Below are 15,706 nucleotides of genomic sequence, written 5' to 3' on the forward strand. Positions count from 1 at the left end.
TCGTGATCCTAAAATGTGGCGGCTAACAAATTCTTCCTATAAATTTGTTACTCACTCAACTTTACCACTTTGTTCCGATCAATTATTTCTCTCCTTTCAAAACGTCCGTGGCTCGCGTGGTTCTGGACGCTGCTTATCCTCACAGCTTGCACCTGGCCGGGGAAAGACATACCTGCCGCGCCCGTCGTCGGTTTTGATAAAATTGTTCACACGGGGCTGTTCATTGTTTGGATAACACTCTGGATTTTAGTTTATCCGCAGAAAAGTACGCTATTGGTAATCGCCGGAATGGCTTACGGCCTGGGTCTCGAATTTTACCAGCAGCTTCTGCCATTCGATCGCACCTTCGATTGGTGGGATGCTGCGGCAGATGCTGCTGGTGTACTCATCGGCTATTTGTTCACGGCCTTAGTCATCAACCGTTATCGCCAGCGTTTGTACTGATTGATCAGTCCATTTGTGGAGCTGTCGTGGTTGCTCACCGGCCAGTCGTTCTGAAGTTCGGGATAAATTTTGTTGGCGAGTTGCTTGCCCAATTCCACCCCCCATTGGTCGAAGCTGTAAATGTTCCAGATTATTCCCTGGACGAATATCTTATGCTCGTACATGGCGATCAGGCTTCCCAGCACTTTCGGGGTAATTTTCTTTACGAGAATCGAGTTAGTAGGCCTGTTTCCTGAGAAAATTTTGAACGGAGCGATCTGGTCAATTTCTTCGGGGTTCTTTCCGGCAGCTTTCAATTCGGCCCGCACTTCTTCATCGCTTTTACCATTCATGAGTGCCTCGGTTTGCGCAAAGAAATTGGATAAAAGCATTTTATGATGCTCACCCAGCGGATTATGACTGGTAGCCGGCGCGATGAAATCACACGGGATCAGTTTTGTACCCTGGTGGATAAGCTGATAAAAAGCGTGCTGACCATTGGTGCCAGGTTCTCCCCAGATGACCGGACCAGTTTGATAACCAACCGGTTTTCCGTCGCGGCCCATACTCTTTCCATTACTTTCCATATCACCCTGCTGAAAATACGCTGCAAAACGGTGCATGTATTGGTCATAAGGTAAAATGGCCTGAGTTTGAGCGTCAAAGAAATCATTATACCAGATCCCCAATAAAGCAAGCATTACCGGGATGTTGCGTTCAAACTTCGTAGTTCTGAAATGCTTGTCCATTTCGTGAGCGCCGGACAATAGCTGCTCGAAATTCTGGAAGCCGATGAAACAAGCAATGGACAAACCAATGGCCGACCAAAGCGAGTAACGCCCCCCTACCCAATCCCAGAAACCAAACATATTTTCAGGATCAATTCCAAAATTCTCAACTTCCGACTGATTGGTTGAGATCGCTACGAAATGCTTTTTAACGTGTTGTTTATCAACTGCTTTTTCTAAAAACCACGTACGCGCACTGTGTGCGTTTGCCATTGTTTCCTGCGTCGTGAACGTTTTAGACGCGATCATGAATAAGGTAGTTTCCGGGTTCAATCCCTTAGTAGTCTCCGCAATGTGAGTACCATCGACATTCGAAACAAAATGGACATTTAATCCTACCTTACCGTATGCTTTAAGCGCCTCAGTCACCATCACCGGACCCAGGTCACTTCCACCAATACCTATGTTGACGATATCTGTGATTTCCTTCCCACTATACCCTTTCCACGCTCCGGACCTTACTTTGCCCGAAAACTCTTTCATTTTGCCTAGTACCTCATTGACATCCGGCATCACATCTTTTCCGTCGGCCAAAACCGGTTCATTTGAGCGGTTCCGGAGCGCGGTGTGTAAAACTGAACGTCCCTCGGTCGCATTGATTTTTTCCCCTGTAAACATGTCTTCGATCGCCTGCGCAAGACCGGCTTCCTCAGCAAGCTGCACCAGGTAAGAACGCGTCCGGGAGGTGATCCGGTTTTTGGAATAGTCAACCAGAATTTCACCGAAACGAATGGAGAATTTTTTATGACGGTCTCCATCTTCTTCAAACAGCGTTTTTATATGCTTTTGAGATATATTCTTGAAATGGGATTTCAGTTTCTTATAGGCGGGCAACCTGTCAAAGGGTACGGTCTGTAGCATTTTTCGATTTGTTAAAGTAAAAATCAGCCTTGAACATGCAAAAATATCATTTTACAGCAGTTTACGGACTTTTTGCGCATCAGACTGCATCACAAACGCCATTAAAATATCCCACAGACTCTGCTATTCCGGCCAGGGGATCTTTCATATCTTTCTCATATTCAAGACTGCAAACGCCCGGATACTTGATTTTCCGGAGCATTTTAACAAATGCAGGAATATCGATCACCCCGCGCCCCAGTTCACATGCTTTCCCGTCTTTCGACGCTGCCGTCACGTTTTTCAGGTGCAGGTCGAAAATACGTTTCGCGTATTTTCCGAGGTCTGCTACGGAATCCTGGTTATCTCTTCTGTTATGTCCGATATCGAAGCAAATTCCCACACGCGCGTCCAGCTCTTTCACGCGATCGTAAATGGAAGCCGCATTTGGATACAACTTATCTTCCGGCCCGTGGTTGTGAATGGCGTAACGGATGTCATATTCCTTTACTTTCTGATCCACATATTTCAGGTCATCGTAATTTGGAATGCCGACGATCAGTTTTACTCCAACCCGTTTTGCGTACTCAAAAGCCGCGTCAATTTCCTTTGGGTTTTTGGTATAAATGGGGCCGACTGCATAACCCGTAATATCCGATTCCTTCAACTTGGCATGAAAAGCGGCAATTTCTTCGGCAGTACTATTAAAAGGAAGATGAAAATCTTTTATACACAGGTAATGGACATTCACCTTTTTCATCATGGCGAGCGATTCGTCCAATTTGAAATTGACGAAACTAAATCCAGCAATTCCTAAATGGAATGGATCTTCTTTTTTAGCCATCGGCTTCGCATGCAGCTCGTTTTCTGAAAGTCCCAAAAGACTACCTGCGATCGCACCTGCCACTCCCTTTTTGAAAAATGCTCTTCTTGAATCCATATAATATGTAGTTTATGATCTGTTTTAATATAAAGACGCGCAGTCCAGAATTTACCACCTACCCATTCAAATCTTCAATTTGACCCCCAGCCTATTGATGATACCAGTAACCAGAATCACCAACAGCGCGAAAGACAAGGATTTTAAAAGACCTGCCAGCCCGGTCCGCAGATACATAGGGAGACTAATACCAAAAATAGTAATGACCGCATACCAGACGTAAGGTATGAGGTAGCAGGTGAGCGTAGCAGTTCCGGCAGGTTTCAGCACGTTTGCCCAGTTTTTTATTTTTCTTAAATCCACAAGCCAGAATAAAAACGCAAACGCCAAAAAGCTGATCCCACTACAAATGCCAATCCAGGCGGGAGTTGCCCGTATTTTTGAGATGCCCCAAAATGGACGTGTTCCAAACCCATAAAAGAAACAGATAACGCCCAGGATGACCAGGATGAGCAAATAGGTCTGGTTAATGCCTTTTTGATTTACATAATGCCTGTAAATCACCGAAGCTACAACCCCGCCCATTGTAAATGCAGGCATCGCGCCGCTCCCCACGATCCAGACGAAATTCCGGATTCCGTCGAGCGGGTGAAGAATTTCTGCGAAGTCGCCCAGATTAAATAGAACAAGGAAGAGCCAGCCGATGATAACGCCAACCAAACGGTCGCCCGTAAAGAAATAAATCAGCGCACAAATCAGGTATGACCAGCCGATGAGCCCAAGAATCCCATACCAGAGCGTACCCATTCCTGATGGACTGGCGGGATCACCACCCCTATAAACCACCGCCAGTGCCGCCAGAATAATGTATCCGACAATTTTTAAACTCGTATTCCGGATCCCGGAGTGCCTCGGGTAAACGTTCCAGATGAGGAAAAACGCAATTACCATCCAAAGCGACCACACTTGCTTATTGATCACCATGAGATCGCCGAGCGCATTTTCCAGGTTAACCGTGTAAACACCCATTACCAGTAGCGCAAACGTACGTTCGATAATGTGAAAAACGATAATGAATGAGGTATCTCCTTTTGCCTTTCTATTTGAAATCGCGAATGGGATAGAAAGTCCTACGATAAACAGGAAACAGGGAAAAACAACGTCCGAAAGACCCATGGCATCTTCCGCGGCCCGGCTGTGTTTCAGCCATTGCGGAATATTCTGCAGGGTCCAGAAGTCGTTGACAAAGATCATGAGAAACATGGTCAAGGCCCGGAAAGTGTCGATGGAATCCAGACGGAGCGGCGCATTCTTAGTCATTTTTCAGATCGGATTAGGGAGGTTGAATACAAATGGTTTTTTTGCAATGTGCGCTTATTTTCAGGTCAATTACATCTCGGGGCGGCATTTTTCTGCTTCAAATGCCGTTTTATCTGCTTTGCCGAGAGCATTTTCCTCTTTCTTGTTTAAGTAATTAATTTTAATTGAAATATCCTGCTTAACGCTATATAATTTACCTTCCGATCCTCTAAATTTTGAAGCCGAATACCCTTCAGTTAGAAATTGCCTGGGAAGTCTGTAACCAGATTGGCGGTATTTTCACGTACATCAAATCGAGGGTGCCGACCATGGTCGACACCTACGGTGAAGAGTATATGCTGATCGGCCCGTATTTTCCTGAAAAGGCTAAATTAGATTTCAGGCCCATCCGCGAACTTGATGATTCGCCATTATCGCAGGCGATACAACATACCAGAAACCTCGGGTTTGAAGTTCACTATGGCTACTGGCTTCTGGAAGAAGCCCGCCCCAAAGTACTGTTAATCAACCCTGTACTAAGGAAAGAACATAGCGACAGCATAAAAGCCAGGCTCTGGAACCAGCACGGGATCTCGACAATCCAGCCTGATCCATTAACAGACCAGGTGATCGCATTTGGCGAAATAACCCGGATCCTCCTCACCGAACTGATTGATCGTATTCATTTCGAGCAAGACGTCATCGCGCATTACCACGAATGGATGTCAGCCGTGAGTTTGATCGGGCTGGTGGCTGAGAAAGTACGTGTGGCGACCATTTTTACAGCTCATGCAACACTTATCGGAAGGTACGTGGCGCCAAATGAACAACAATATCACCTTAATCTGCACGAAATCGACTGGCGACAAAAGGCGTCGGATTTCCAGATCGAAGATCGGGTTGGTATCGAAAGAACCGCTGCAAAAAGCGCCCATGTGCTGATTACGAGCAGTAGCGTGACAGCAAGAGAGTGCGAAGCGTTTTTGGACCGTTCCCCGGATAGCATCATCAGCGCCGGGATACACCGAAAACCGGGAGTTGGCCACGAGGTTTTTGAAAAACACCTTCAAAACCGTTCAAAAATCGATGCATTCGTAAAAGCGCTGTTTTCTCCAAGTTATCAGTTCAAAACGGAAAAGACCCTGTACTTCTTCACTTCGGGCCGATACGAGTTCCAGAATAAAGGATTTGACATTACACTGGCAGCGGTTTCCAGACTGAATGAGGCCTTGAAGCGAAACGGTTCCGACATTACGGTCGTATTCTTTCTGATCTCAAAAAAACCGTTTTACAACATCCGCACAGAGGTACTCGAAGCCAGGCAGCGATACCAGAACCTGCAAAAAATCTGCAAGCAAATAAGTGCTCGGATCGGGCCGCGTATATACTCCAATGTCACCGGCCCGGGCGGCCGGAAACTGCCGGATCTCAATCAGCTCATGGACGATGAGCTGCACCATACCTGGCGCCAGGCAGTTAACCAGTTTAAACGGGATGGACTTCCGCCGGTTACAACCCACCATTTGCACAACGACGACGAGGTTACGCGCGAATTGCAGCGGGCCGGGCTAAACAATAAAGAGGAAGATCGCGTGAAAGTGATTTACCATCCCGATTTTATGGACCGTGCGACCTCACTGTTTTCCATGGATTACCTTGATTTTGTGAGAGGCTGTCATCTTGGCATTTTTCCATCCCTTTACGAACCCTGGGGATACGCACCTATGGAAACTGTTATGCATGGGACGCCGGTCATTTCGAGTGATCTTTCCGGTTTTGGAAAGTTCATCGGCGATGCTGTAACGGCCGATCAGGATCATGAGATTGCGATCATCAACCGCCGCTACCAGTCCGACGAGAGCGCGGCCGCCCAGCTCACTTCCGTATTAGAAGACTTTGTATTTTCATTCGAAAACCATCAATACATTCCGCGCGCCAGGTTATCCAGACAAGTTTTGGACAGACTTTGCTGGACTGAGTTGCAGCTTCGATACCAGGAATGCTACCGGCTGGCACTAATCAGATATCAGCCCGTGGCGAATTTGTATTGAAGCTACTTTCGAGAAAGGTTGCCATTTAATATTTTACATTACATTTTTTTGGGATTGGGGTGTTCCCGGTCGGTAAAAGAGTTTAGCAGTTATTTGCAAAGCTCTTTTGTTTTTATTCATTCCAACAAAAATAGGGCCTCGTTCAGAGACCCTATGATTACAAAAAAGATGAACTTCTTCCAATCCCTAACTCGCCAGATACCTCAGTGATAACATCGTAATGTCATCGAACTGGTTCGCTGCGCCGATGAAATCGATCAGACTTTCCAGCGTCGTTTCATTCATCTCTTTTGCCGTAACTTTTGTGGAGCCATCGCCGGTAGTGAAGAAATCCTGCAGATAATGCAACCCGTACCTCGCGCCAGAGAGATTATTGGCATCGGTAACACCGTCTGTATATAATACAAATTTATCGCCCGGATTAAGAGTAACGGTGTGAGATTCGAACTCAAAGGAACTGTCAAAACAAAGCGCCATTCCCCCCTGTTTCGGAATAAGCTCCGTTGAACCGTCCGCGCGGATAACGATCGGAGGTTCGTGTCCGGCATCCACGTACTCAACTACGCCTGTTTTTACATTTAATATGCAAACGAATGCTGTCACGAACATAAATGAAGAGTTGTCTTCACTCAAAAATTCATTCACAATCTTCACCTTCTCACAAATCGTGTCCCCGTTCCGGTTCGAAAACTGGCTTTTGAAAATCGCTTTGGTAATGGCCATAAACAAAGCTGCGGGAACTCCTTTGTCGGAAACATCGCCGATCATGAAAAACAATCGCTCGGAATCCATCATGAAATAATCATAAAGATCTCCGCCGACTGCTTTCGCGGGATGAATAAAGGCATGCAGGTCTACACCGGCTTTACCAATGTTGGCCGGTACCGTTTTGGGCAACATCGACATCTGGATTTCCTTCGCTACACTCAAATCATTCTGGATCGCAATCAGTTGCTCCCGTCCTTTTTCCAGCGTAGAAAGCATTTCGATATGCTCCACCGTTTTCGAGATCGTGATCTCAAGATCTTCAAAGTTCACGGGCTTGGTCACAAAGTCGAATGCACCGCGGTTCATCGCCGTCCGGATGTTATCCATATCGCCATAAGCCGACACCATAATTGCCTTCAGAAGTGGATTTTGCTTCTCATTGATCTTGGAAAGAAAGGTCAGCCCGTCCATCCCGGGCATGTTGATATCGGACAAAATCAGCGTGATATCATCATGTTCCTCCATCTTTTCCAGCGCCTCCACCCCATTGTTGGCAAAAACAAACTCGTATTTTTTATCTCTGATCTGCTTCCTGAACAATTGAAGAATGAGCATCTCCATGTCCTGTTCATCGTCCACACTTAATATTCTGATTGCCATTATCTTGCTATTTATGAGATTTTGTAGATATTTCCTTTCTGTATTAATGCGCCGTTCAGCCTGGGATCACAATCTGAAATTCCGTTTTTTCACCCAGAACGGAGCTTACGCTAATTTTCCCTTTATGCGTGTCGACAATGCTGGAATATGTCAGCGAAAGCCCCAGCCCGGTGCCTTTCCCGCGCGGTTTCGTGGTAAAAAAAGCATCAAACAACTTGGATACTATTTCTTCCGGAATGCCGATTCCATTATCCGAGATCCGGATGTCAATGTCCGTTTCGAGCCTTGTTGTTGTGATCTTAATTTCCGGCTCGTAGCCTTCCAAACCTTGCTTTCGCTTTTCATTCACAGCATAGCATGCATTGTTCACAAGGTTGACGATCACACGCCCGAACTCGCCTTTCGAAATAGCGACGTCGCCTACATTCGGGTCCAGCTCGTAGGTAAGCGTCACATTAAATTCCTTGTCTTCACTCCGCACACTCTGGTACGCCAGCTTGCTGTATTCTTCGAGAAGCTGGTTCAGGTCCGTCGCTTCCAGCACCGCATTATCCGACCGTGTTTGCGCTAACATTCCCTGGATAATACGTTCGATCCGTTTTCCATTCTCGTTGATCTTCACCAGATTTTGCGACAAGGTATTGAGTAAATCCCGTTCGTCTGCCAAATCATCCTCATTTAAATCCGTAATTTTCTTCTCTGCGAGGTCACGGATCTCTTCCACAAGACTTTGTGAAAGCCGCGAAAAATTATTCACGAAGCTGACCGGATTTTTAATTTCATGCAGAATCCCCGCACTGAGCTGACCGATTTCGGCGAGCCGGTTCAGTTCCACTATTTTTTGCTGATAAATCTCGATTTCCTTGTCGGTCGTTGCGGGCTCCATAATCCGGACAATTAAGTGATCTTGTAACTTAAAAATTATTTGACGGTTGGAAGATAAATTTCAACCTCGGTAAAGTCACCTTCCTTCGACTTCACGGACATCCGTCCTTTGTGGTATTCAATAATGTCTTTACTCATATACAAACCCAGCCCCGTTCCTTTGGACGTTGGTTTTGTCGTAAAAAACGGATTGAACAATTGCTCCGTTTCCTTCACCGGAATCCCTTTTCCGTTGTCGCGTATGTAAATGGAAATACCGCCCTCGGACCGGCCGGTGGAAACAGTGATCTCTGGCTCGAAGACCTTATCAATTTTTGTTTTTTCAATCACTGCATAACATGCATTACTGATCAGGTTGGTCAAAACCTGTGCAAATTCAAATGGTAACAAGCTGACTTTGATCGGAGTTGGATCCAGCGCAAAGGATAGCTTTACTTTCGCATCCTTATAATCATTTAATACTTCCTGAATCGCAGATTTTGATTTTGACTCTAAAAACGGGTTCAGGTCTGTCACGAAAAACTCCGTCGATTTTCCTTTCAGCAACTTCTGCATGTCTTTTACAATGCGGGTAGTACTGTTTCCGTGTTCGTAAATCTTCTCCAGATTTTTTTCAAGCATGCTGAAACCACTGTCCAGATCATCCTTTTCATCTTCCGAAAGTCCATCCTGATGTTTATCGGTCACTTCTGTGATCTCTTTCAACAATTTCCCCGACGACTGCGAGAAGTTATTAATGTAATTCAATGGATTGAGGATCCGGTCTACAATCCCTTTTGTAAGGCTTCCGACAGACGCCAGACGTTCCTGACGGATCAATTCTTCCTGGGTCGATTTCAGGTTTGAAAGCGTACTTTCCAGGTTTTCAAGAATATTGGTTTTAATGTAAGCCCCGATCAAATGCTCTTTCAGGTTTTTGACCATATTGAAATCACGCTCGCCAAATGCATTTTCGCGGCCCATGTTTTCCAGCGTAATGTAGCTTTTTACGTCACCTTCAACACGTATTAAAATACTGATCAGCGATTTGGGTGTGAACACTTCGTCGATCGACTCATCTGCATTCTGGTACCGGAAATTGTTTTTCAGGAAAATATCTTCAAATACTTCCTCGCCATTCTCCACGTACCGTTCCTCTGCCTGTCTTTTTGTGAGCCTCACCTCATCTACCTTCGCATTGCCCACTGAACCCGCTAGTGCGATAAACTGGTAACTGTCAGCGGTTTTATTATAGATCAATGCCGAGGCGCCATCCACATTCTGGAATTCGCACAACCGGTCAAGTACCAGCTGAAACAACTTCCCTGTATTTACTTCCCCATTAATGGACTTTACAAACTCATCGATCCGTTCAAGCTGATCATTTGTTGCCGACAGTTCCTCGGACTGAAATTCGAGTTCTTCCTTTTGATTCACGACTTCCTCCGTTCTTTCCCGGATCAGGTTTTCCAGTGCTTCTTTTTCACGGATGATACTTCTCAACCGCCAGCGGACCACATAGTAAATCATCACTGCAAAGACTACCACATACAACAAAATCATATACCATTGCCGGAACCATGGAGTCAGGATTGTAAGCGGAAATACTGCCTCTTTTGAGATGTTATTATAAATGTCCCGCGCCCGAACCTTGAAAACATATTTCCCCGAAGGCAGCCCATTGTATTCCTTCCGGGTGATCGGTGTCCAGTCCGACCATTCCTTATCATAATTTTCCAGTTGATACTGGTACTGAATTTCCTCGTTGCTCCGATAACTCGGCAATGCGAATTGAAATACGATGTTGTTTTGTTTGTTACCCAAAACCGTTGAAACCGGGATACTATCCTGCGTCAGTGCGATGCTGCCGCTCTGAGCGGAAACTGCGGAAGCCGAAGTTCTCAGCGTCGAGACATTTCTTAATAAGACCGGATATTTGTAGACGTACTGCTTCGGTACCCGAAGGTCGAGCCGGTAAAGTCCCTGATCGCCTCCCAGCCAGGCCACCCCAGCCGAATCTGAGTAGATAACCTGAAACTGGACCCTCGCAATGGGCATTAATGGCGTCTCAACAAGCTCAAATCCGCCGGAAGGTTTCTTTCTGAAAAACGAAGCTGATTTCTTATCCCCCCGCGTCGTCCACACATTTCCCTGACTATCCTGCTCTACGCGGTCGAACCAGGCCTTTTCTCCATTCAACCAGTCGGCCCACGAAAATCGGTCGGCTTGTGGCTGGTATTCAAACAAACCGTCCTTATTGGAGACAATGAGTTTGTTACCGTAAAGTGACAATTTGTTATACAATGGGCTTAAAATTCCCTGAGCCGCGGAGAATCGTTTCACATGGCCAGTCGCAGGATCAAACTTCATAAGTCCGTTGGAAAGCGTTTCCAGCCAGAATGTGCCCGTGGGGTATTCCAAAACGCCTGTTACCTGTTCATTAATGGATTTGACTTTATTGGAGCTCCATCCATTCGCACCTTTTCTCCATATATTCAGCCCATCCTGCATGCCTACATACAGCTCATATCCCGATTCGGAAGCCGTGACACTTAATGGAAAATCGTTTGTAAGATTTGTCAGACCTCCGCCTTTCGACCATTGAAAAAGGCCTTTATTTGATGCTATGTAAAGATTACCTCCGGCCTCATCAAACCCCAGACAGCTGCCGGGAAAGCTATTAATTCGGACCACCCGGTTATTTTCAATGTAATACAAACCATATAAAGTACCCACCACGATCCTCCCCTGAAAACGCGTGATCGCAGTCACCGCACCTTTCAGCCCATCTGCCGCATCATACATGGAAATGGGTGAAGGAAGGTCGAAACGCGCGATCCCGTCGTTCAGCGCAAGCCAAAGATTTTGGTCCCGATCGGTAAACATCGACGCCACCTGACTATCCCGGATTTCATCGCTGAAAGCCACTGAATACTCGATATCGCCGGTTGAAGTAATTACTATAATGCCGTCCGCAGCCAGACTAATCGCTATATTTCCATCCGGTAATTTCACTGCGTAGGCCGCCTTCATGCGGACAAGTGCCTGGTTTGCATCCCCACCGATCGTTTCAATGCGGTTATTTCGAAGCCGGAAAATCCCCTGACCCGTTGTCAACAAGATCGCCGAGCCATCGGTCATTGGTACCACGGAAATCAGGTCGAGCAAAACCGGAACATCGCTATCTTGCTCGATTCCAGAAGATTTGGCGCCACTGAGCGTAACAATTCCCCTGCCTTTCGCAAAGACAATGGCTTTACCATCGTATGCAAATGCCGACTGGATGTTCAGATTATGTGTATAGGTTTTAACCGAAGACCCATTCCAGAAAAAGCCATTCTTGCCGGTAATGAACCACGCACCGGTCGGAACAGTTAAAATCTGCGTGATCTCCCCCACCTCATCTTTCAATTTTGAAGAGAGGCTCACAAACCGGTGAACGCCAAGCGAATCATAGCCGAGGTACCCAAATTCTCCATTTGCACCGACAAGCACCCGTCCTTTCGCGTCAGTCGTCAGAGCAGTAACGCGCGTCACATTCTCGGTTTGAACGGTATTCCAGGTTACCCCGTCGTATTCGAGTACACCTGCAAAATTGGCAAAATACATGACACCCGACCTGTCCTGGGTAATGGCAAAGTTCTGAGCGTGTGCGCGGTATTCCGAAGATTCAAAATAGCTTGACATAGGCCGGCCAATCTCCGGCTTTTTGGAAACCACATGCTGCGCCCATGCAGGTCCGATCCCCGCAATAAGCATTGTTAAAAGAAAAATATTACTGACTAACAGCCTCCTCAGACACATGGTGCGTGATGTTAAGATCTTTCAAAAGGTAATTTTCGATCAGGTAGAACTCCGTGTTTTCCATCACATTCGGAATCATTACGACTCCCTGGTTTTTAAGTTCAACCACATTCCTGATCTCTCCCGCCTCAATGCCGCCGATCTTGGAAAAAAACAGCTTTCCATATGTGATCAGGAGCGAAACGTCTGCATTGTTGGTATACTTCCGGAGGTCGATCACCTCGCCTTCTTCTTCCTGAAAATAGGCCGAGTTAAGCAGGATCTTCTGAAGTTCGCCATTAAGCAACTTGCTCAGTCCTTGAGCCTCCCTGAGCCGGCGCAACTTGCTGATAAGCAGATCTTCCTCGGTCGCCAGCCATTCCAGCGGCTTCATAATGTCGAGATGAAATGCATCTTTGTCACGCGTCATCACGTCCATCAGCGACTTAAACCGGCCCGGATTGACGATCCTGAGAATGTAAAAAGCAGTTTGCGATATTACTTTCGAGTGAGAAACTGCATTGGCAACAAGTACCGGAGTTACAATTTCAGCCGGAAAATGCCGCAGCTCCCGGATCGCCACCGCTTTGGTCCACCTCGAAATCCGTGTATAATCTTTGTTAATAATATCGATCAGCCTTTCTTCAACCGACAACTCGGAAACCGGTAAAATCTCTGCATACCGGTTGCGCATTTCATCAGACGAGGCGCTATCCAGAAAAGGCAGGATTTTATTCTTGATGTTTTCGGGTAGCAATAAGTCCGAGATCTCAGTAAGATAGTCGCGTGCATCCATGGCCTGCTCACCTTTCAGCAGGGTGATCGCATGAAACCTAGACCCATAGACGACTTCCAGTACAATAAATGCTTTGCGGATAATCCTTTGCTTTTCTCTTTCGATATTCAGCATCAACTGCGAATCGTGCGGGTATGTCTCGGAAAGGTCGTATTGTGCGGAAAGCAGCCAGACGAAGGTTTTCAAATGCTCGTCCAGTTCATTGAGCAGGAATATCTTTTCGGTACTGTTGCAGCCGTAATTCAGGTTTCTGAGCGATTCAAGGACTTTGTCTTTTATAAAACGGTTTGGGTTTTCAAGGTTTCGTCTGAAAAAACGGATCGCCTCGCCCCCACCTATTTCTTCTACGATTTTGAGTAAATGAAGCTGGCGATAGCGATTATCATTATTACTTAAAAATGACTTTTCAATGTATTTCAATAATGGGACTCCCGATTTTACCAACGCATCGAATGCCACAGAATAATACCGGTCTATCTCCATTTGCTCCATCAGATACGGCCATAGTTCCGATCTCCGGAGCTCTCCCGCCGTATAAATAGCAGCTTCGCGAACACGCTGATCCGGATCCTGCAAAAGTGGTATCAGGTATTTGTAAGACAAAAACCGGTTTGCGCCGCCAAGTCCCAATGCAGCTTCGGTCCTTTCTTCGGCATTTTTTGAAAAAACCTGGCTGATCAGTTCATCAAAAGGTTTGCTTGTCCTTTCGTTCTGAGGAACATAGGCGTTTCCACGCACCTGGCGTGCAGGAAAGTGAAATACTTTTTCGCGCACCATCTTTTTGTAGGCATTCTGGCCTGCAAATGATACAACCGCCCAGCCGAGCGCAACTACCAAAAACACGATTGCGAGTGGCAAAGCTTCCAGTTGCCACAAATTGACCAATATTAAAAGGACGACTCCGGCCGCCAGACCTCCCATTGCCTTGGCCCGCCCCTCGATCCTACCCTGGATGTTCAGACGAAACCGCGCCTGGATCGGCTGATAAAGTACCTGGTATGCCGGTTCACTGATCGCTTTTCGTATGGCACTCAGGAAAAACCGCGACAATGCGACGCAAGCAAAGAATATGGCAGCAGTGTCATAACCTAAACCATAAATAACAGATACCGCAAAACTGAAAACGAGGCTTAAAGGCAGGATCATTATCCCAAGCCTGACCCCGTATTTGCTGATAAGCTTGTTGTAAAAAAAGGTTTTAATGAAAAATTCCAGAATGGCGGAGATGCCAAAAAACACACCCAGAAAGCTGGCAAGTGATTCTTTGTTTGGAAAAATAACCCGCGACTCGATGAAGAAAATGTATTCGACATAAAACAATGCAAATACCGGCAACAAGGCCAGGAAAAAGATGGCACGGTAGTATGAGGGATTTACAACGTCGTCGGCCACTTTGTCGACATGTTCGCTGCTTACCTCGTCGTTTTTATGTTCGGCAGTTACATACCGCTTGTGTATCTGCCTCAGCAGCACGGCGCAAACCACCAAAAACCCCACGGCAATGATTAGCAGCGAGTCAATGGGCAGAATTTTCACCAAACCCGGAACAGCGAGATACATGATCACCGAGGAAAATACATCACCTGTATTAATCAGCGAGGAAAGTCTTTTGGATTGCTGAAAATTGAACAGCTTTACTACAACTGCCCAGAAGGTCACGCCATTGACCAACACAAAAACGCGGTTCCAGAGAAACAGGATAAAGAAAACCCAACGGTTGCCGGTAACGTGATAAAATACCAGAAACAGACTAATGGATACAATCAGGAACAGAAGCATGTTTTCGGCCAGCCGGTCGAATGCAATCTTCTTTTGCAGCCTCGTGACGCCCAAACCCAGCACGTAGATAAAAATCCCGCCCACTACATATACCTGAGGCAGCGCAAGCCTGTCGAAACTCACCAGGAACGAAGACGCGACCACCGTGTAAAACAACGCGGTTGCCCCTCCCATAAAGAAAGAATAGGCCATCAGCAAGCTTACGAGGCCTTCCTCGTCCTTCCTGACGTTCAACATCCGCGATATGTTCCTGAATTTTTTCAATAGCTAGTTACTTATCTCCTTAATCATAAAATAGATCTGACGTTCGGGCATCTGGTAGAGCGGTTTTATCTTTCCCAGATATAAAAACCCGAGTTCTTCCAATGATTTGATCCGCGAAGCTACCGGCTGTGCGATGATCATTTTGGCACCATTCGTTGCCGCGTAGTTGATCCTCGCTTCATCCAGTAAAGTCGAAAATCCCTTGCCGCGGTATTCGGGCGCTACAACCAGCCGGTTGAGCGAAGCATACGGCCCGGTCCCATACTTTGCAATCAACGATTCGTCGAAAAGATCGGCATGTGGTACAGAACTGTATTCTTTGTGAAAACTTAGTCTGGCCGCCGCAACGATCACTTTATTGTGGCTGATCACCCAATGATGTGCCCGCAGATCGTCTTCGTCAAGCCATGATTTGTGCGAGAAAAAATCATGGCTGATACCTTGTTCATCTTTCCAGGCAAGTACACGCAATGCGCCCATTTCGTCCAATCTCTCGGGATAATCCAGCTTTGTCAGCAAGAATTCTGAATTCCCGATTTCAAACCGTGTTTCCATGACGCGAGGAGTTTTT

General features: G+C 46.4%; 10 protein-coding genes. 2 read left to right on the plus strand and 8 right to left on the minus strand.

The features are described 5' to 3' along the window. Positions 1-69 precede the first annotated feature (69 nt). The gene (locus LZG72_RS13200; protein WP_233872760.1) at positions 70-444 is read left to right on the plus strand and encodes a VanZ family protein; all 375 of its coding nucleotides are present in this window, start codon (positions 70-72) and stop codon (positions 442-444) included. On the opposite strand, the gene pgi is transcribed toward LZG72_RS13200, so the two are convergent. The 3 genes from pgi to LZG72_RS13215 all read right to left on the minus strand — a co-directional run bounded on the left by pgi (position 423) and on the right by LZG72_RS13215 (position 4,251). Then, on the minus strand, positions 423-2,072 hold the full coding sequence (gene pgi, locus LZG72_RS13205) for a glucose-6-phosphate isomerase (protein WP_233872763.1): 1,650 nt from the start codon (positions 2,070-2,072) through the stop codon (positions 423-425). The genes LZG72_RS13200 and pgi overlap by 22 nt on opposite strands. Positions 2,073-2,151: 79 nt before the next feature. Beyond that, positions 2,152-2,991 (minus strand): sugar phosphate isomerase/epimerase, encoded by an 840-nt coding sequence (locus tag LZG72_RS13210; RefSeq protein ID WP_233872766.1) that lies wholly within the window; start codon positions 2,989-2,991, stop codon positions 2,152-2,154. Between the two features lie 66 nt (positions 2,992-3,057). Further along, entirely contained in the window at positions 3,058-4,251 is a 1,194-nt protein-coding gene (locus LZG72_RS13215; protein WP_233872769.1) for a DUF5009 domain-containing protein, read from the minus strand. 215 nt (positions 4,252-4,466) lie between these two features. Between LZG72_RS13215 and LZG72_RS13220 the strand changes: the two genes are divergently transcribed. Continuing rightward, a complete protein-coding gene (locus tag LZG72_RS13220) occupies positions 4,467-6,281 on the plus strand; it encodes a glycosyltransferase (RefSeq protein ID WP_233872772.1) in 1,815 nt (604 codons plus the stop codon). 186 nt (positions 6,282-6,467) lie between these two features. Here LZG72_RS13220 and LZG72_RS13225 read toward each other — a convergent pair whose 3' ends face one another. Genes LZG72_RS13225 through LZG72_RS13245 form a run of 5 tightly spaced genes read right to left on the minus strand, consistent with a single transcriptional unit; the run spans position 6,468 to position 15,690 of the window. Then, on the minus strand, positions 6,468-7,649 hold the full coding sequence (locus LZG72_RS13225) for a PP2C family protein-serine/threonine phosphatase (RefSeq protein WP_233872775.1): 1,182 nt from the start codon (positions 7,647-7,649) through the stop codon (positions 6,468-6,470). A gap of 55 nt (positions 7,650-7,704) precedes the next feature. Next, positions 7,705-8,535: a sensor histidine kinase gene (locus LZG72_RS13230; protein ID WP_233872778.1), complete on the minus strand. Its 831-nt coding sequence runs from the start codon at positions 8,533-8,535 to the stop codon at positions 7,705-7,707. 35 nt (positions 8,536-8,570) lie between these two features. Beyond that, positions 8,571-12,272, minus strand: a complete 3,702-nt coding sequence (locus LZG72_RS13235; RefSeq protein ID WP_233872781.1) for an ATP-binding protein — start codon at positions 12,270-12,272, stop codon at positions 8,571-8,573. Between the two features lie 16 nt (positions 12,273-12,288). Beyond that, the gene (locus LZG72_RS13240) at positions 12,289-15,135 is read right to left on the minus strand and encodes an MFS transporter (RefSeq protein WP_233872784.1); all 2,847 of its coding nucleotides are present in this window, start codon (positions 15,133-15,135) and stop codon (positions 12,289-12,291) included. A 3-nt stretch (positions 15,136-15,138) separates the two neighbouring features. After that, positions 15,139-15,690, minus strand: a complete 552-nt coding sequence (locus LZG72_RS13245; RefSeq protein WP_233872787.1) for a GNAT family N-acetyltransferase — start codon at positions 15,688-15,690, stop codon at positions 15,139-15,141. Positions 15,691-15,706: the final 16 nt, after the last annotated feature.

Source organism: Dyadobacter sp. CY323 (genome assembly GCF_021390245.1).
Classification (GTDB): Bacteria; Bacteroidota; Bacteroidia; order Cytophagales; family Spirosomataceae; genus Dyadobacter.